The sequence below is a fragment of the Bradyrhizobium sp. USDA 4502 genome, assembly GCF_054063355.1.
Genome location: NZ_JBSSGF010000001.1, coordinates 2,141,167 through 2,159,754 on the forward strand (window position 1 = coordinate 2,141,167; position 18,588 = coordinate 2,159,754).

16 protein-coding genes and 1 pseudogene are annotated in these 18,588 nt (G+C 65.7%); 13 read left to right on the forward strand and 4 right to left on the reverse strand.

Annotated elements, in window-relative coordinates:
• The first annotated feature begins 137 nt into the window (after window positions 1-137).
• The 3 genes from gor to ACVW1B_RS09540 all read left to right on the forward strand — a co-directional run bounded on the left by gor (window position 138) and on the right by ACVW1B_RS09540 (window position 2,603).
• Window positions 138-1,523: a glutathione-disulfide reductase gene (gene gor, locus ACVW1B_RS09530; RefSeq protein WP_253609178.1), complete on the forward strand. Its 1,386-nt coding sequence runs from the start codon at window positions 138-140 to the stop codon at window positions 1,521-1,523.
• A 459-nt stretch (window positions 1,524-1,982) separates the two neighbouring features.
• The gene (locus ACVW1B_RS09535) at window positions 1,983-2,192 is read left to right on the forward strand and encodes a DUF2934 domain-containing protein (protein WP_057017262.1); all 210 of its coding nucleotides are present in this window, start codon (window positions 1,983-1,985) and stop codon (window positions 2,190-2,192) included.
• A gap of 57 nt (window positions 2,193-2,249) precedes the next feature.
• A complete protein-coding gene (locus ACVW1B_RS09540) occupies window positions 2,250-2,603 on the forward strand; it encodes a cupin domain-containing protein (RefSeq protein WP_057017263.1) in 354 nt (117 codons plus the stop codon).
• 529 nt (window positions 2,604-3,132) lie between these two features.
• Here ACVW1B_RS09540 and ACVW1B_RS09545 read toward each other — a convergent pair.
• A pseudogene (locus tag ACVW1B_RS09545) lies at window positions 3,133-4,060 on the reverse strand (alpha/beta hydrolase family protein).
• Between the two features lie 151 nt (window positions 4,061-4,211).
• Here ACVW1B_RS09545 and ACVW1B_RS09550 point away from each other — a divergent pair.
• From ACVW1B_RS09550 to ACVW1B_RS09560, 3 genes are all read left to right on the forward strand, one after another.
• The gene (locus tag ACVW1B_RS09550; RefSeq protein WP_028334252.1) at window positions 4,212-5,600 is read left to right on the forward strand and encodes a class II 3-deoxy-7-phosphoheptulonate synthase; all 1,389 of its coding nucleotides are present in this window, start codon (window positions 4,212-4,214) and stop codon (window positions 5,598-5,600) included.
• Window positions 5,601-5,649: 49 nt separating this feature from the next.
• Window positions 5,650-6,003: a diacylglycerol kinase gene (locus ACVW1B_RS09555; protein ID WP_028334253.1), complete on the forward strand. Its 354-nt coding sequence runs from the start codon at window positions 5,650-5,652 to the stop codon at window positions 6,001-6,003.
• Between the two features lie 148 nt (window positions 6,004-6,151).
• The gene (locus tag ACVW1B_RS09560; RefSeq protein WP_057017264.1) at window positions 6,152-7,903 is read left to right on the forward strand and encodes an NAD+ synthase; all 1,752 of its coding nucleotides are present in this window, start codon (window positions 6,152-6,154) and stop codon (window positions 7,901-7,903) included.
• 7 nt (window positions 7,904-7,910) lie between these two features.
• Here ACVW1B_RS09560 and ACVW1B_RS09565 read toward each other — a convergent pair whose 3' ends face one another.
• Window positions 7,911-9,077: a DUF2865 domain-containing protein gene (locus ACVW1B_RS09565; RefSeq protein WP_375167093.1), complete on the reverse strand. Its 1,167-nt coding sequence runs from the start codon at window positions 9,075-9,077 to the stop codon at window positions 7,911-7,913.
• A gap of 143 nt (window positions 9,078-9,220) precedes the next feature.
• Window positions 9,221-9,544, reverse strand: coding sequence for a hypothetical protein (locus ACVW1B_RS09570; protein WP_253610037.1), 324 nt, complete (start codon window positions 9,542-9,544; stop codon window positions 9,221-9,223).
• 294 nt (window positions 9,545-9,838) lie between these two features.
• Here ACVW1B_RS09570 and cysS point away from each other — a divergent pair, with 294 nt between their 5' ends.
• From cysS to ACVW1B_RS09590, 4 genes are all read left to right on the forward strand, one after another.
• On the forward strand, window positions 9,839-11,254 hold the full coding sequence (cysS, locus tag ACVW1B_RS09575; protein ID WP_253609176.1) for a cysteine--tRNA ligase: 1,416 nt from the start codon (window positions 9,839-9,841) through the stop codon (window positions 11,252-11,254).
• Window positions 11,251-11,757, forward strand: coding sequence for a GNAT family N-acetyltransferase (locus ACVW1B_RS09580; protein ID WP_141340545.1), 507 nt, complete (start codon window positions 11,251-11,253; stop codon window positions 11,755-11,757). Before cysS ends, ACVW1B_RS09580 begins: the two co-directional genes overlap by 4 nt.
• Window positions 11,754-13,352, forward strand: a complete 1,599-nt coding sequence (cimA, locus tag ACVW1B_RS09585) for a citramalate synthase (protein ID WP_253609175.1) — start codon at window positions 11,754-11,756, stop codon at window positions 13,350-13,352. The genes ACVW1B_RS09580 and cimA overlap by 4 nt, the downstream gene beginning before the upstream one ends.
• 109 nt (window positions 13,353-13,461) lie before the next feature.
• Window positions 13,462-13,839, forward strand: coding sequence for a VOC family protein (locus ACVW1B_RS09590; RefSeq protein ID WP_253609174.1), 378 nt, complete (start codon window positions 13,462-13,464; stop codon window positions 13,837-13,839).
• 161 nt (window positions 13,840-14,000) lie between these two features.
• Here ACVW1B_RS09590 and ACVW1B_RS09595 read toward each other — a convergent pair whose 3' ends face one another.
• Window positions 14,001-14,606, reverse strand: coding sequence for an LOG family protein (locus tag ACVW1B_RS09595; RefSeq protein ID WP_253609173.1), 606 nt, complete (start codon window positions 14,604-14,606; stop codon window positions 14,001-14,003).
• A 213-nt stretch (window positions 14,607-14,819) separates the two neighbouring features.
• On the opposite strand from ACVW1B_RS09595, the gene ACVW1B_RS09600 reads away from it, so the two are divergent.
• From ACVW1B_RS09600 to pssA, 3 genes are all read left to right on the forward strand, one after another.
• Entirely contained in the window at window positions 14,820-16,808 is a 1,989-nt protein-coding gene (locus tag ACVW1B_RS09600) for an ABCB family ABC transporter ATP-binding protein/permease (RefSeq protein ID WP_253609172.1), read from the forward strand.
• Between the two features lie 53 nt (window positions 16,809-16,861).
• Window positions 16,862-17,560, forward strand: coding sequence for a phosphatidylserine decarboxylase (locus ACVW1B_RS09605; protein ID WP_016846296.1), 699 nt, complete (start codon window positions 16,862-16,864; stop codon window positions 17,558-17,560).
• Window positions 17,561-17,637: 77 nt separating this feature from the next.
• Complete coding sequence (pssA, locus tag ACVW1B_RS09610; RefSeq protein ID WP_253609171.1) at window positions 17,638-18,519, forward strand: CDP-diacylglycerol--serine O-phosphatidyltransferase; 882 nt, start codon at window positions 17,638-17,640, stop codon at window positions 18,517-18,519.
• Window positions 18,520-18,588 lie beyond the last annotated feature (69 nt).

Genomic DNA, 18,588 nt, shown 5'->3' on the forward strand with positions numbered 1-18,588 from the left:
TTGTCCCACAAGCGGAGAGATGGATTGCTTCGTCGCTATCGCTCCTCGCAATGACGGCGGTGAAAGACTAGATGCCCTCAAGATGAGGGAAAGCAGTTGATCAAGCCGAATTCCGGCGATTAGAGCTGAGATTTACCATGGCCGAGTTTGACGTCGACCTGTTTGTCATCGGTGGTGGTTCGGGCGGCGTTCGTGCCGCCCGCATCGCCGCGGGTTACGGTGCGAAGGTCATGGTCGCCGAAGAGTACCGGATGGGCGGCACCTGCGTGATCCGCGGCTGCGTGCCGAAGAAGCTGTTCGTGATCGGCAGCCACGTCCACGACGAGATCGAGGACGCGGCCGGCTTCGGCTGGAGCATCGGGCAGGTCTCGTTCGACTGGGCCACTCTCGTCGCCAACAAGGACAAGGAGATCGCCCGGCTCGAGGGCGCCTACACCACCAACGTCGAGAAGTCGGGCGCACGGATCGCGAAGACCCGTGCGGTGCTTGAGGATGCCCACACCATCAGACTCGCCACCGGCGAGAAGGTGACGGCGAAGTACATCCTGATCGCGACCGGCGGCGCGCCCAATCACGGGCCGATCGTGCCCGGCATCGAGCACGTGATCTCCTCCAACGAGGCTTTTCACCTCAAGGAGCTGCCGAAGCGGATCGTGATCCAGGGCGGCGGCTACATCGCGCTGGAATTCGCCGGCATCTTCGCCGGCTTCGGCTCCGACGTCACGGTGATCTATCGCGGCGACAACATCCTGCGCGGCTTCGACGAGGACGTGCGCAAGCATGTCCGCGCCGAGATGGAGAAGCGCGGCATCACCATCATCACCGGCTGCACGGTGGCGAAGGTCGACAAGCACGGCCGTGACTTCACCACGCATCTGTCGAGCGGCTCGAGCATCGCCTCCGACCAGGTGATGTTCGCGATCGGCCGGCATCCCAATGTCGCCAATCTCGGGCTCGAGACCGCCGGCGTCGCCATCAATCCCGCCAATGGCGGCATCCAGGTCGACGGCTGGTCGAAGACCTCGGTCGACAACATCTACGCGGTCGGCGACGTCACCCACCGCACCAATCTGACGCCGGTTGCGATCCGCGAGGGCCATGCCTTCGCCGACACGGTGTTCGGCAAGCGCCCGGTCGAGGTCGACCACGCCACGATCCCGACCGCGGTGTTCTCGCAGCCGGAGGTCGGCACCGTCGGACTCACGGAAGAGGAGGCGCGGGCGCAGTTCAGCCACGTCGACATCTACAAGACCGATTTCCGCCCGATCAAGGCGACGATGTCTGGCCGCGACACCCGCGTGCTGATGAAGCTCGTGGTCGACGGCGCGAGCGACCGCGTGCTCGGCTGCCACATCGTCGGCGATGGCGCCGCCGAAATCACCCAGGCCGTCGCGATCGCCGTCAAGATGAAGGCGACCAAGGCCGATTTCGACGCCACCATCGCGCTGCATCCGACCGCTTCCGAAGAATTGGTGACGATGCGCACGCCCACCGCGCGCTACGTGCGCCAGGCGGCGGAGTAGCGGTAGCCCGCAGGCCGGCGCTGCCGTCCTGGTGTTCTCCTGGCGATGGGGAACGGGGAATGAGCCCTGCCTGACAGCCCAACGCCGCCCGCTTAAAATACATGCGGACGGCGTTGTCTCTAGCCCCAGGAAGGTTGGCAAAATCCTGATGAGTATTTGTCTGCGGAAGCGGGCAAAGGTTGCATACCTCAGAAGGGGTAGCGCGCCTCCGCAAGACCGGCGCCGACGGCCGCGCTTCGTGCCCGGGAATTAGGGCACCCTTGTTGACGTGCACATCCGCCCGGGACTTTTCCTCAGGGCCGCTTCGTGCCCTCAAATCGAACGCGGCTTCGCGCAGCGGCGCTTGTGCACAGGCGACACGCCACCGGCGCGCGGCCGTCTCGCGCACCCTGGAACCTTGCGCTATGCTGTCCGTTCCACTCTCAAACAGTTTGACGTCTCAAATTGAGGGAGCCGCGCATGAGAGGCCCAACCGAGCAGGAGATCCGGACCCGCGCCTACGAATTGTGGAAGGACGCCGGCGAGCCGCCGGGCAAGATGGATCAGCTCTGGTATCAGGCCGAAAAGGAACTGCTGGCGCGGCGGGCCACCAACGGCGAAGCGCCTTGCGACATCAACGGGCACAATGGGCCGAGTACATATCCGGAGAGGCTGAGGGGCGTGCATTGAGTGCGTCGCACGGCTGAGCTAACGAGTCCGGCAGGCTGGCCCGGACCCGGAGGCATCATGAGCGGCGCGATCGATCTTTCGCAGAAACTGTCGACATTCTCCGATCACTGGTCGCCGCGCACCGTGGCGCAATTCAACGCCTGCGACGTCATGGTCGTGAAGGTGCAGGGCGAGTTCGTCTGGCACAAGCATGACGACACCGACGACTTCTTCCTCGTGCTGAAAGGCATCCTCGACATCGAGCTGCGCGACCGCACCGTGACGCTAACGCCCGGCCAGATGTACATCGTGCCGAAGGGCGTCGAGCATCGGCCTGTCGCAAGGGAAGAGGTGCATCTGCTGCTGATCGAACCGACCGGGACGCCGAACACGGGTGACGCTGCGACGGCTGCGCCGCGGAAGGTGGTGTGAGACTGGTAGGACGGGTGGAGCGAAGCGATACCCATCATCTTGACCGCGAATCCGAGTTGAAGAGCAAAGCTCGGGCGATTCATGTCGCGAGAATGCGAATGTATGACTCACCGGCAGCGCAATACATGCGGTGTCGTCCCTGCGAAAGCAGGGACCCATAGCCGCCGACGTCAGTTGGCTTGCAGCGCTGGAGCCACAACCTGTTTCAACAACGCAGCCCTGTGGTTATGGGTCCCTGCTTTCGCAGGGACGACGTGTGGAAAGAGCAGCGACCTCTCATTGTGTCATCGCCCGCGCATGCGGACGATCCAGTACGCCGCGGCTTCTCGGTTCAAGATGAGCTACGCATCAGCGGTGCATCGCATCGCGCGAGAACCATCCTCATCGTCGTCCTGGCGCAGGCCAGGACCCATTACCCCAAATCTCAATTGTTGCGCGGCGCTGGAACGACGAGTCCCGACGACAACAAAGGCCGCGGCGTATGGGTCCCTGCTTTCGAAAGCAGGGACGACGCCGGAGAGTGCTGTGCTTACCCCTCCACCTCAATCCACTCCGCGGCGCCGCGCCACAGCGCATCGCGGTGGTCGCTGCGGAAGAAGCCGAGATGGCCGATCGCTTTTGCGCCGGCGTCGGCGGGACGGATCGAGATGATCTCCGGCGTGATCGACGTGAAGGCGGAGCACAGCAATTCGACCGCCGGCCGCGTTGCCCAGGTGTCGTCGGTCATGACAAGCGCGCGGAGCTTGCCCTTGAACTTCGGAAAATTCTCGCGCGCTGTCAGCGTGGCATCATCGAGCAGATAGCGCTCTCGCATCACCCAGCTCCGCCATTGCTCGAACGCGCCAATCGGCAGGTCCATGCCGACGCCGGCCCAGGCGGGGAGGTAGCCGAGCGTGCGCGCCAGCGGCAGGCCGACGCCGTTCATGAAGGCGATGACGCGGTAGCGTTCGGGCGAGGCCATCAGCTTCCAATAGGCAGCCTGCGATGCGATCAGGAGCGCGCGCGGGATCTCGGCATTGTTGGCAAGCAGCCCGAGCGCCTGGCCGCCGAAGGAGTGGCCGACATAGGCGAAGGGGAGGTTGCGGTATCGCTCGCGCATCCAGCTCACCGCCGCGGTGGCATCGAGCGAGGCCCAGTCGGCCATGGTGGCCTTGAAGCCGGCCAGCGATTTCGGCTTGTTGAGGCCGGTCGCCGCCATCGGCCGGCTATCGCCGGTGCCGCGGTAGTCGTAGGTCAGTACCGCGGCGCCGCGGCGGGCGAGGTAGCCGGCGAAACCACGATAGACCTTGCGGGGCACGGCGGTCGCCGAATTGATTAGCACGGCCTGGCGCCGCGTGCCGCGCGGGCAGGAACAACGTCGCGGCGAGCGGATAGCCGTCCGCGGCCGGCACGACGATGTCGTCGCTAAAAACGTCGTCCAGCGCGGCGGAGGCCACGGCGATTTCCCCGGCATTCATGCTATGCTCTACCAAATGCGAATTCGGATTTCCCTGCAAGGGCTTGACCAGATTGCAGGAATCCTTCTAGCGGGAAAGCGGGGGCCTGTGTATAAGCCGGGCTTTCCTCATGCCGTGATTAAGTCGCGGTTTTTGCTCAGGAGTTGACCTCATGTCCGAGCGGTGGACACCCGATAGCTGGCGCGCCAAGAAGGTGCTGCAGGTGCCCGATTATCCCGATGCCAAGGCATTGGCCGATGTCGAGGCCCAGCTGGCGACTTTTCCGCCGCTGGTGTTCGCGGGCGAGGCGCGCAGCCTGAAGAAGGCGCTGGGGCGGGTCGCCGCCGGCGAGGCCTTCCTGCTGCAGGGCGGCGACTGCGCCGAGAGCTTTGCCGAGCACGGCGCCAACAACATCCGCGACTTCTTCCGCGTCCTGTTGCAGATGGCGGTCGTGCTGACCTATGCCGGCGCGCTGCCGGTGGTGAAGGTCGGCCGGATCGCCGGCCAGTTCGCCAAGCCGCGCTCGTCGCCGACCGAGAAGCAGGGCGACGTCGAGCTGCCGAGCTATCGCGGCGACATCGTCAACGACATCGCCTTCACCCCGGAAGCGCGCATTCCCGATCCGCAGCGCCAGCTGATGGCTTATCGGCAATCCGCCGCGACGCTGAACCTGCTGCGCGCGTTCGCCACCGGTGGTTTCGCCAATCTCGGCAGCGTGCACCAGTGGATGCTCGGCTTCCTGAAGGATTCGCCGCAATCACGCCGCTACAAGGAGCTGGCCGACCGCATCTCGGATGCGCTGAACTTCATGCGCGCCTGCGGCCTCGATCTCGAGAGCCATCCCGAGCTGCGCGCCACCGATTTCTACACCAGCCACGAGGCGCTGCTGCTCGGCTACGAGCAGGCGATGACGCGGGTCGATTCCACCACCGGCGACTGGTACGCGACCTCCGGCCACATGATCTGGATCGGCGACCGAACCCGTCAGCTCGATCACGGCCATGTCGAATATTTCCGCGGCATCAAGAACCCGATCGGCCTGAAATGCGGCCCGTCGCTGAAGCCGGACGAACTGTTGAAGCTGATCGACATCCTCAATCCCGACGATGAGCCGGGGCGCCTCACCCTGATCAACCGGTTCGGCGCCGACAAGGTCGGCGACCATCTGCCAGGCCTGATCCGCGCCGTGCAGCGGGAAGGGCGCAAGGTGGTGTGGTCGTGCGATCCGATGCACGGCAACACCATCACCTCGACCTCGGGCTACAAGACGCGGCCGTTCGATCGCGTGCTGTCGGAGGTGAGGTCGTTCTTCCAGATCCACGCTGCTGAAGGCACCCATGCCGGCGGCGTGCACCTGGAGATGACCGGACAGGACGTCACCGAATGCATCGGCGGCGCGCGCGCCATCACCGATGAGGACCTCAACGACCGCTACCACACGGTCTGCGATCCCCGTCTTAATGCCGAACAGTCGATCGACATGGCCTTCCTGATCGCCGAACTCCTGAAGCAGGAGCGCGCCGGCAAGGTCAAGCCGATGCCGGCCGCTGCGGGGTTGTGATTGGGGCTGTGGCTTGGGCAGGCAGTGACTTGGACTTGGGGGCCGTGACTTGTTGAGGTTCTGGCGAGCCACCATCAACTCGCGCAACGGGCTGGCATTCGCCATTCGCTCGGAGCAGGCGATTCGCGAGGAGGTGGTGGCGCTGGCGCTGTCGCTGCCGCTGGCCTGGCTGGTCGGCGCCACCGTGATGCGCCGGGTCGAATTGGTCGCGACCGTGGTGCTGGTGCTCGTCATCGAGCTGCTCAACACCGCGATCGAGAAGCTAGCCGATCGCCTGACCATGGATCACGATCCGCAGATCGGGCGGGTCAAGGACATGGGCTCGGCCGCGGTCGGCGTCGCGCTCGTCATGGCCGGGCTGTTCTGGCTGTTCGCCCTCGCTGAACGCATGGGCGCGTTCTGATTCCCGAGCATGATCCGGAAACGTGGGACCGGTTTTCCGATCAGATCATGCTCAAAAGAAGCTCCCGCCGGTCATGGCGCGATTTCTGCAATCGCACCATGACTGGAAGGTGATTGAAGTTTGCTGTTGTGCAGGACAACTTAAGCGTATGAGCGAACAACAGATCAAGATTACCCTGGCGCAACTCAATCCGACGGTCGGTGACGTCACCGGCAACGCCGCGAGGGCGCGCGCCGCGCGCGAGAAAGCCAAGGCCGACGGCGCCGACCTCGTGGTGCTGTCGGAACTGTTCATCGCCGGCTACCCGCCGGAGGATCTGGTGCTCAAGCCGGCGTTCCAGTCGGCCTGCCGTGCCGCGATCGAGGAACTGGCGCGCGAGACCAGGGATGGTGGCCCAGCGATGCTGATCGGCACGCCGTGGGTCGAGGACGGCAAGCTCTACAATGCCTGCGCGCTGCTCGACGGCGGCCGCATCGCCGCGCTGCGCTTCAAGGCCAATCTGCCGAATTACGGCGTGTTCGACGAGAAGCGGCTGTTCGCGCGCGGCCCGGCGCCGGGCCCGGTGACGGTGCGCGGCGTGCGTATCGGCGTGCCGATCTGCGAGGACATCTGGCTCGAGGAGTCCGAAGAATACGAGAACGTCGTCGAATGTCTCGCCGAGACCGGCGCCGAGATTCTCGTGGTGCCGAACGGCTCGCCCTATGCCCGCGACAAGGCCGACCTCAGGCTGTCGATCGTCGTCGCGCGCGTCACTGAGAGCGGGCTGCCGCTGGTCTATCTCAACGAGGTCGGCGGCCAGGACGAGCTGATCTTCGACGGCGCCTCGTTCGCGCTGAATGCCGATCTTTCCGTCGCGGCGCAGCTTCCGGCGTTCGAGGAGAACATCACGACGCTGACCTGGCGCAAGACCGCCGACGGCTGGCGCTGCAACGGGCCGATCACGGCGCAGCTCGAGGGCGACAAGGCCGATTACGCGGCCTGCGTGCTCGGTCTGCGCGACTATGTCCGCAAGAACGGTTTTCCCGGCGTGCTGCTCGGCGTCTCCGGCGGCATCGACTCGGCGCTGTGCGCGGCGATCGCGGTCGATGCGCTCGGCGCCGACAAGGTGCGCGGCGTGATGCTGCCGTTCCGCTACACCGCGCAGGTGTCGCTCGACGATGCCGCCAAGCTCGCCGCGGCGCTCGGCATCCGCTACGAGATCCTGCCGATCGCCGATGCCGTGAACGGCTTCGAGACGATTCTGGCGCCGGTGTTCAAGGGGCTGGACCGCGACATCACCGAGGAGAATTTGCAGGCGCGCGCCCGCGGCACGCTGTTGATGGCGATCTCCAACAAGACCGGCGCCATGGTGGTGACCACCGGCAACAAGTCGGAGATGTCGGTCGGCTACGCCACGCTGTACGGCGACATGAACGGCGGCTTCAATCCGATCAAGGACATCTACAAGACCGAGGTGTTTCGCCTGTCGAGCCTGCGCAATGGCTGGAAGCCGGACGGCGCGCTCGGGCCGTCAGGCGAGGTGATCCCGGTCAACATCATCATCCGGCCGCCGACCGCCGAGTTGCGCGAGAACCAGACCGACCAGGATTCGCTGCCGCCCTACGACGTGCTGGACGCGATCCTCGAGCGGCTGGTGGAGCGCGAGGAGCCGCTGGCGACCATCATCGAAGCCGGCTTCGACCGCGACGTGGTGGCCCGGGTCGATCGCCTGCTCAACATCGCCGAATACAAGCGGCGGCAGGCGGCGCCGGGGGTGAAGGTGACGCGGAAGAACTTCGGCCGCGACCGCCGCTATCCCATCACCAACCGCTTCCGCGATTTCGGCAAGGCGCTGCCGGCGCCCGACGAGACGCTGGTGGCGCGCACCTCGCGCGCGTCGGCGGAAGCGTTCGAGGGCTGAACTCTTCTTACCGCTTGGGAATGAAGGTCGGGCCGACGGTGCGGATCTGGCCGTCGCTCGCCGGCGCGGCCGGTGCCGCGGCGTCAGCGGCGGCGGGCTGCTGTTGAGCTGCGGCTGCGGGCGCGCCCTTCTTGCCGGCGGCGGCCTTGGTCTGGGCGCGCTGCTGCATCTTCCGCGCGCTCTCCTCGGTGACGATGATGTCACCCTGCTGCTCGGCGGACGCCTTGTCGTCGACCGCCTTCAGCGCCTCGGCCCAGCTCTGGCCGGCCGGCTTGCAGGAGCAGGACGGATTGAACTCGGTGCGGTACTTGAAGGCGTTCGGCAGCGACGAGTAGGACACGCCGCTGATCGAGACCGCCTGGTTGATGTCCTCGCCGGGATTTCGGTAGGTGAACAGGCTGGCATCCGCGGCAGGGCACTGCGCCTTGCAGATCTGCTCGTCGGCGGCGAAGCGCGCCTGCACGGTCGCGAACGAGATCGGGAAATAGGCGCCGTCGCAGGTGCGGACGCAGACGGTGCGGAAGGTGCCGGACTGGGCGCCATACTGCGCATCGGGCGGGGGCAGCGGATTGTTGGGATTGCCGCCGCCACCGCCGCCGAACAGGTTCTCGAGGAAGTTGCCGGGGCCACGCGCGGCCGCGGCATATTGCGGGCCGCAATTATTCTGCGCCAGAGCGGTCAGGACCGAACGGCGCTGGTTCTCGCGGTCGGCGCCGCCGAGCCCGCCCGAGCGCAGCCGCTCGAGATTGGCGGTGATCTGGTCGAGATTGGCGCGCATCTGCTGGATCTGGGTGTTGACCGGACCGCACTGCGCCGAATTGTTGTTGAAGAGCGAGAAGAATCCGGAGCTGTCGCAGCCCATGCGCCGGGCCTGCGCCGTCACGCGATCGAGCTCGCCCTGCTGGCGGGTTGCCGCGTCCTGATAGCGGCGGATCTGCTCGTCCTTGGCCGGGTCGCCGGAGCCGCCGCCGCGGTCGATCGCCGCCAGCTGGCCTTCGAGCCGGCCGCACATCGGATTGGCCTGCGGATTGGGCTGTGGCGCGCCTTGCGGAGCCGGACCGGGCGGGCCGGGCGGCACTTGCGCCAGGGCATGCATGGCGGGCAGGGACATGCCGGCCAGCACGGCGCAACTCAGAAACCAGCGGGAGAAGCGAGAACGGGAGCTATTGGGCATATCCGGCCATTAAAACGACGCCGCGCGGCGATCAACGCCAAAGCGCGCGGGCAAGGCCGCTGCAATAGCCGTTTCTCGGGGCAGCGTCACGTCGTTTCCGGGGCGCCGGTGTGGCAATAACCCCGTCTGGCCAGCGGCTTGGCTCAGCGCTGGCAGGTGATGGCGACGAATTCACCACAGCTGTTGCCGTTGCATTTTTCATTCGCGGCGTGCGGAACCGCACCGGTGATCTCGTCGGGATCGACGCGGCGGTAATTGGTGGCCTGCGCAAAATCGCGTGACCGGCAATAGGCGCGGGCGGCGGAGGCACCGCAGCGATCGCCGCGGGCGAGGCACTGGTCGATGCCGTAGCCGTCGGCCTGGTTGGCGACGATGAAGACGCGGCTGTCGGCCAGCGCGGCCGAGGAAACAAGGAAGGACGGAGCAATAAAGAGCGTGCAGGCAATCAATGCTGAAACAGGCCGCATGGTGCACCAGTGAAAATGGCGGGGAATCCGCAAGCGACCGGATACGCCCAAATCCTTAATAATGATTAACCATGAGGGCGTTGACGTGATTTCGGTGCGGAGCGGGTGGCTAACCGCCCGAAAACAGCCCCTTGACGCAATAATGGGGCCGTGAGACATGGTGGAACCATGAACGGCCACCTCGCCATCTGCAGCATTTGCCGCGAGATTATGAGCTAGCGATTCGCTGGCTGAGGCCGTCTTTTCTCAACACATGAGAGCATTGGACCGCCCGGCCGCAAGGGAACGGTTTCCATGGATTTGCGCCTCTACGATACGCTGACCCGGGAGAAGCGGCCGTTTGTGCCGCTCGATGCCGACAACGTCCGCATGTATGCCTGCGGACCGACGGTGTACGACTTCGCCCATATCGGCAACGGCCGCGCCGCCATCGTTTTCGACGTGCTGTTTCGCGTGCTGCGCCATCGCTATGGCGCCGATCACGTGACCTATGTCCGCAACGTCACCGACGTCGACGACAAGATCAACGTCCGCGCCGCGCGGGATTATCCCGGCGTGCCGCTGAACGAGGCGATCCGCAAGGTCACCGAGCAGACCTATCAGCAATATCAGGACGACGTCACGGCGCTCGGCTGCTTGCCGCCGACCGTGCAGCCGCGCGCGACCGAGCACATCCCGGAGATGCGCGCGATCATCGAGAAGCTGGTTGCCGGCGGCTTTGCCTATGTCGCCGAGGATCACGTGCTGTTCTCGCCGCAGGCGATGAACGCGGCCAACTCGATGTTGCCGCGTTACGGCGCGCTGTCGAAGCGTTCGCTCGACGAGATGATCGCCGGCGCCCGGGTCGATGTCGCGCCCTACAAGCGCGACAACACCGATTTCGTGCTGTGGAAGCCGTCGAAGCCGGGCGAGCCGTCATGGCCGTCGCCGGCAGGCATCAAGGTCGAGGGCCGGCCCGGCTGGCACATCGAGTGCTCGGCAATGGCCTGGAAGCATCTCGGCGAGAAGTTCGACATCCATGGCGGCGGCATCGACCTGGTGTTCCCGCATCATGAGAACGAGCTCGCCCAGACCTGCTGCGCGTTCCACTCCGACCGCATGGCCAATGTCTGGATGCACAACGGCTTCCTGCAGATCGAAAGCGAGAAGATGTCGAAGTCGCTCGGCAACTTCTTCACGATCCGCGATCTGTTGGCCGATCGGCCGGGCGAGGTGCTGCGGCTTGCCATGCTGAAGACGCATTATCGCTCGCCGCTCGACTGGACCGCCAAGGCCACCGAGGAGGCCGCGAAGACACTCGACGACTGGTACGCGGTCGCGGCCGACGCCGATCCCGGCGCGCCGTCGCCGGCGATGGTCGAGGCGCTCTACGACGACCTCAATACGGCGCAGGCGATGGCCGTGCTGCACGGCCTGCGCGGTGCTGCGTCGAGCAGCGAACAGAGCCGCAGGGAGTTTGCCGGCTCGCTCCGGCTGCTCGGCTTCCTGTCGGAGAGCGCGGCCGCGTGGGAGGCCCGCAAGCAGCAGGCGAGCGGTGTCGATGCCGCCGCGGTGGAAGCACTGATCACCGAGCGCACCGCGGCGCGGGCCCGCAAGGACTTCAAGGAGTCGGATCGGATCCGCGATCAGCTCGCCGCGATGGGCGTGGCGATCAAGGACGGAAAGGATGCCGAAGGAAAGCCGATCACCACCTGGGAGGTCGCGCGATGAGCCGCTCCGCGCCCGCCTTGCGCCCGTATCTGCCCGACGACGCGCCGCTGCTGGCGGCGATCTTCGCGGCCTCGATCATGGACCTGACCGGCGACGACTACAGCGAGGCGCAGCAGGAAGCCTGGGCGATGGCCGCCGACGACGAGGCGGCCTTCGGCAAGAAGCTCGCCGGCCAGCTCACGCTGATCGCGACCTTGCAGGGCGCCCCGGTCGGTTTCGCCTCGCTGAAGGGCGCCGATCTCATCGACATGCTCTATGTGCATCCGAGCGCGGTCGGGCAGGGTGTCGGCAGCGCGCTGTGCGATGCGCTGGAGAAGATCGCGAGCGCCCGCGGCACCAAGACCCTGAAGGTCGATGCCAGCGACACCGCGCTGGAATTCTTCCGCAAGCGCGGCTACGTCGCCCAGCAGCGCAACTCGGTCACTATCAACGACGAGTGGCTCGCCAACACCACGATGCAGAAGCAGCTCGATGGTGTCGCGACCCCGGGAGGCCACGCGTGAGCCGCGAGCGCCTCTATCTGTTCGACACCACGCTGCGCGACGGCGCGCAGACCAATGGCGTCGACTTCACCCTGCAGGACAAGCAGGTGATATCAGGCATGCTCGACGCGCTCGGCATCGACTATGTCGAGGGCGGCTATCCCGGCGCCAATCCGACCGACACCGAGTTCTTCAGCAAGAAGCCTGCGTTCGACCACGCACGCTTCACCGCCTTCGGCATGACGCGGCGGCCGGGCCGCTCGGCGTCGAACGATCCCGGGCTTGCCGGCATCCTCGAGGCCAAGGCGGACGCGATCTGCTTCGTCGCGAAATCCTCCGCCTACCAGGTCCGCGTCGCGCTCGAGACCACGAATGAGGAGAACCTCGCCTCGATCCGCGATAGCGTCGCGGCCGCGAAGGCGCTCGGCCGCGAGGTGATGGTCGACTGCGAGCATTTCTTCGACGGCTACAAGGAGAACCGCGACTACGCGCTCGCCTGCGCCAAGGCGGCCTATCAGGCCGGCGCCCGCTGGGTGGTGCTGTGCGACACCAATGGCGGCACCATGCCGCATGAGATCGAGACCATCGTCGGCGAAGTCATCAAGCAGGTGCCCGGCGCCCATCTCGGCATCCACGCCCATAACGACACCGAGCAGGCGGTGGCGAATTCGCTCGCCGCGGTGCGGGCCGGCGCGCGGCAGATCCAGGGCACGCTCAACGGCCTCGGCGAGCGCTGCGGCAACGCCAACCTCTGCTCACTGATCCCGACCTTGAAGCTGAAGCAGGAGTTTGCCGACAAGTTCGAGATCGGCGTCACCACGGAGAAGCTGGCGACGCTGATGAAGGTGTCGCGCACGCTCGACGACATGCTGAACCGCGCGCCCAACCGCCATGCGGCCTATGTCGGCGAAAGCGCATTCGTCACCAAGACCGGCATCCATGCCTCGGCTGTCATGAAGGATCCGCAGACCTATGAGCACGTGCTGCCGGATTCCGTCGGCAACCACCGCAAGGTGCTGGTGTCCGATCAGGCCGGCCGCTCCAACGTGATGGCCGAGCTCGACCGTGCCGGCATCGCCTATGACAAGAGCGATCCGCGGCTGACGCGGCTGGTCGAGGAATTGAAGGAGCGCGAGGCCGCGGGCTTCGCCTATGAATCAGCCAACGCGTCGTTCGATCTCTTGGCGCGCCGCACGCTCGGCAAGGTGCCGGAATATTTCAAGGTCGAGCAGTTCGACGTTAATGTCGAGCAGCGCTACAACGCTAACGGCCAGCGCGTCACCGTGGCGCTCGCGGTGGTGAAGGTCGATGTCGACGGCGAGCGGCTGATCTCGGCCGCCGAAGGCAACGGCCCGGTCAACGCGCTCGACGTCGCGCTGCGCAAGGACCTCGGCAAGTACCAGAAATATATTGATGGCCTGAAGCTGATCGACTACCGCGTGCGTATCCTCAATGGCGGCACCGAGGCGGTCACGCGCGTCTTGATCGAAAGCGAGGACGAGACCGGCGAGAGCTGGACCACGGTCGGCGTCTCGCCCAACATCATCGACGCCTCGTTCCAGGCGCTGATGGATTCGGTATTCTACAAGCTGGTGAGGTCAGGCGTGCAGGCGTGAGTGATTGAGCCGTCATTCCGGGGCGATGCGAAGCAGCGAACCCGGAATCCCGATATTCCGGGTCTGGTCCTTCGGACCATCCCGGAATGACAACGGGGAGGGAGTATCCATGATCGACCACGTCTCCGTCGGTGTCCGCGATCTGGAACGGGCCGCACGGTTTTATGAGCCGACGCTGGCCGCGCTTGGCCTGAGCCGCCTCGTCACGCGGCCGGCGACGATCGGCTTCGGCAAGGCCTATCCCGAATTCTGGATCAATCTGCGCGCCATGATGGCGCAGGTGCCGCATGCGAGCGGCACCCATATCTGCCTGCGCGCGAAGACCACCGCGGAGGTCGATGCCTTCCACGTCGCCGCGCTGGCGTCCGGCGGCCTCTCCGATGGCCCTCCGGGCCTGCGCCCGCACGACCGCGTGCGCTACTATGCGGCCTTCGTCCTCGATCCCGACGGCAACCGCATCGAGGCCGTGACGTTTCCGAGCGAGTAGGGTGACTTCAAACGGACGCTTGGTTAGACCCGTCATCCTGAGGCGCTCGCGAAGCGAGCCTCGAAGGATCGACGGCCACCAGCGGGGCCGTCGTGCTTCGAGACGGCCGCTCTGCGGCCTCCTCAGCATGACGGTCATGGAGCCGAAAGTGCGGCGAACAGTTACAGCCGCCGCGCCACTTCGGGCGCGAGTTCCTTCGCGGCCTCGGGCATGCGTGCCACCGCCGAACGCAGCCGTGGCAGGATCTCATCGACGCGATCGGCCATCAGGACGTTGATCGGCAGCGTCGGGCGGATGAACTCGGTCATGCGCATGTGGTTGAGCAGCGAGAGCAGGGGCTCCCAGAAATTGTCGATGTTGGCGAGCAGGATCGGCTTGTGGTGACGGCCGAGCTGCTGCCAGGTCAATTGCTCGACCAGCTCCTCCAGCGTGCCGATGCCGCCGGGCAGCGCGACGAACGCATCCGAGCGCTCGAACATCAGGCGCTTGCGCTCATGCATGTCGGGCGTGACGATCATCTCCTGAACCGAAGTCAACGCGTTCTCGCGCGCGCGCAGGAATTCGGGAATGATGCCGGTGACGGAGCCGCCGTGATCGAGCGTCGATCTCGCGACCGCGCCCATCAAGCCGATCGAGCCGCCGCCATAGACCAGGCGCACGTTGTTTTCGGCAAAGCTCTTGCCGAGTGCGACGGCAGCTTCAACGAAACGGGGATTGTTACCGGGGCCGGAGCCGCAATAAACACAGACAGTCTTGATTTGGTTCATACGTTCCTTGTGGCACTGCAGCGTAAACAGGGTCAAGACTCCCATATGGGGATGGAGAGCCAAAAAATCCCGTAAATTCCCGCGAATCGCGAACAATTTTCGTCATAAGCCTGTACGCCGCGTTCAAACGATCTATATGACGGGCACAATGGCAAACCGTGGAAAAGATGTGGCAGCGGACCGCCGCGCCGTGACCGCGCGGGCGGGCGCCTGATGGTGCCGCCGCAACAGAGTGTGACCGGCGCCGCACAGCCCACGGCCACGTCGCCGGCCGCCGAGAAGGGGACGCTGCTCGGCACCCTCGTTCATCTCTGGCCCTATATCTGGCCCGGCGACCGCGCCGATTTGAAGACGCGCGTGATCTGGTCGGTGGTGCTGCTGCTGTTCGCCAAGCTTGCCACGCTGTCGGTGCCGTTCACCTTCAAATGGGCGATCGATGCGCTGAACGGCACCGGCTCTGCGCCGGTTGCGGCCTCGAACTGGGTGGTCTGGCTGATCGCCTCGCCGGTGCTGATGACGATCAGCTACGGCGCGGTGCGCATCATCATGGCGGTGCTGACGCAGTGGCGCGACGGCATCTTCGCCCGCGTCGCCATGCATGCGGTGCGGCGGCTCGCCTACATCACTTTCGTGCACATGCACGAGCTGTCGCTGCGCTTCCATCTCGAGCGCAAGACCGGCGGCCTGACCCGCGTGCTGGAGCGCGGCCGCTCCGGCATCGAGACCATCGTGCGGATGGTGATCCTGCAGCTGATCCCGACCATCGTCGAGGTCGCGCTGCTGGCGGCGGTGCTGCTCTGGCAGTTCGACTGGCGCTACGTGCTCGCGGTGCTGCTCACGGTCGTCGTGTTCATGTACTTCACCTATATCGCGACCGAGTGGCGGATTGAGATCCGCCGCAGGATGAACGATTCCGACACCGAGGCGAACACCAAGGCGATCGACTCGCTGCTCAACTACGAGACAGTGAAATATTTCGGCGCCGAGGAGCGCGAGGCGCGGCGCTACGACCGTTCGATGGAGCGCTACGAGCAGGCCAGCGTGAAGACCTACACCTCGCTTGCGGTGCTCAACACCGGGCAGGCGATCATCTTCACCGCGGGCCTGACCGCGACCATGCTGATGTGCGCGTTCGGCATCCGCAACGGCACCCACACCGTCGGCGATTTCGTGCTGATCAATTCGATGATGATCCAGCTCTACCAGCCGCTGAATTTCATGGGCATGGTCTATCGCGAGATCAAGCAGGCGATCATCGACATCGAGAAGATGTTCGACGTGCTGGCGCGCGATCCCGAGGTGAAGGACATTCCGGGTGCCAAGCCGCTTGCGGTGTCGTCCGGCAGCGTGCGGTTCGAGGATGTCCGCTTCTCCTACGAGGCGGACCGGCCGATCCTCAAGGGCCTGAGCTTCGAGGTGCCGGCCGGCAAGACGGTTGCGATCGTCGGCCCCTCCGGCGCCGGCAAGTCGACGATCTCGCGGCTGCTGTTCCGTCTCTACGACGTCTCGAGCGGCCGCATCCTGATCGACGGCCAGGACATCAAGACCGTGACGCAAGCCTCGCTGCGCTCGGCGATCGGCATGGTGCCGCAGGACACCGTGCTGTTCAACGACACCATCCGCTACAACATCCGCTACGGCCGCTGGGACGCCGGCGACGACGAGGTGGAGGAGGCGGCGCGCCTTGCGCAGATCGACGGCTTCATCCGGATGTCGCCGCAGGGCTATGAGACGCAGGTCGGCGAGCGCGGCCTGAAACTCTCCGGCGGCGAGAAGCAGCGCGTCGCGATCGCGCGCACGGTGCTGAAGGCGCCGCCGATCCTGGTGCTGGACGAGGCGACCTCCGCGCTCGACAGCCACACCGAGCATGAGATCCAGGGCGCGCTGGAGCGGGTCTCGCGCAATCGCACCTCGCTGGTGATCGCGCACCGGCTGTCGACCATCGTCGGCGCCGACGAGATCATCGTGCTGGACCAGGGCCGGATCGCCGAGCGCGGCACCCACGCGCGGCTTTTGGCCGCCGACGGCCTCTATGCCAGCATGTGGAACCGGCAACGCGAGGCCGAGGAGGCCCGCGAACGGCTCGCCCAGGTCGATGACGACGGCACCGCGCCGAATCGGCTGCCGCCGGCGGTCACCGAAACGTCGGAGGATTCCAGCCCTGATGCGGGTGAGAAACCCTTGCCGACCGCCGCGGAATAGTCGATTTAGGGCCTCTCCCGCCAAATGGGGCGGGGAAACGCAAGCGAGCTCTGATGTCGATCGCCAACTCCATCCGCGCGCAGATCCCGCCGATCCACCCCGAGGGCTATCCCTTTATCGGCGGCTTCGCTCTGGCGAGCCTGATCCTGTTCTGGATCTGGACCCCGCTGGGTTGGATCGGGACGCTGCTGACCGTCTGGTGCGCGCTGTTCTTCCGCGATCCGGTTCGCGTGACGCCGCTGCGCGACGGCATCGTGGTATCGCCGGCCGACGGCCGCGTCTCGATGGTGGTGCAGGCGCTGCCGCCGGCCGAGCTCGGGCTCGGCGACAAGCCGCTGCCGCGGGTCTCGGTGTTCATGAGCGTGTTCAACTGCCATGTGAACCGCAGCCCGGTGGTCGGCCGCATCGACCGCATCGCCTACCGGCCCGGCGCCTTCATCAATGCCGAGCTCGATAAGGCGAGCGAGGACAATGAGCGCAATTCGCTCGTCATCTCGACCTCCAACGGGCGCATCGGCGTGGTCCAGATCGCGGGCCTCGTGGCGCGGCGCATCGTCTGCTTCGTCAAGGAAGGCCAGTCGATCGGCGCCGGCGAGCGCTTCGGCCTGATCCGCTTCGGCTCGCGGCTCGACGTCTATCTGCCCGAGGGCACCAAGGCGCTGGTCTCGGAGGGGCAGACCGCGGTTGCCGGCGAGACGATTCTGGCGGATTTCCGCAACGCCGATCCGGGCCGGACCTACCGCGCCGATTAACTCTGTTTCGCCAGCCCCATCAGCCGGTTCCCGCCGCAATGGCGGAGCCGGGCGGCGCTTGCTATATTCATCAGGCCATGACGCCATTCGATCCGAATTCCACCGAGTATCGCCGCCGCCGGTTCCGCCCGATCCCAGTGCGGATGCTGGTGCCGAACATGATCACGCTGCTGGCGATCTGCGCCGGCCTCACCGCGATCCGGCTGTCGACGGAAGGGCGGATGGAGCTGGCGGTCGCCGCCATCGTGTTCGCCGCGATCCTCGACGGCATCGACGGCCGCGTCGCGCGCATGATCAAGGGCCAGTCGAAATTCGGCGCCGAACTCGACAGCCTCGCCGACTTCGTCAATTTCGGCGTCGCGCCGGGCCTGATCCTGTATTTCTGGCAGCTGCATGAATTGAACAATGGCGGCTGGATCGCCGCGATGGTGTTCGCGATCTCCGGCGGCCTGCGGCTTGCGCGCTTCAATGCCTCGATCGACGATCCGAACAAGCCGGCGTTTGCCGCCAACTATTTCACTGGCGTGCCGGCGCCGGCCGGTGCGATCACCGTGCTGCTGCCGATCTATCTCGCCTTCCTCGGCGTGCCGATGCCGCCGGCGACGCTGACGGCGTTCTACACGCTGTTGATCGCCTTCCTGATGGTGTCGCGGCTGCCGGTGTTCTCCGGCAAGACCGTGAAGATGCGCGTGCCGCCGGAAATGGTGCTGCCGGTGTTCGTGTCGGTGGTGTTCATCGTCGCGCTGCTGATCGGCTATCCCTGGCACATCCTGTCGGCGGGCTCGGTGCTCTATCTGATCAGCCTGCCCTGGGGCTGGAAGTCCTACCGCCACCAGGAGCGCCAGCTTGCAGCGCAGACGCAGGCTGCAAGCGCGCCGGTGGCGGCGCAGGCCGCTGCTCCCTATACGGCGCCGGTCGCGGAGAGTGACCACGACGATCGTCCGACGCATCTGCACTGAGTGCGCCCTCGGTAGTCGACCGTCATCCTGAGGTGCGAGCCTTGCGGCGCAATTGCGCCGCCGGGCGAG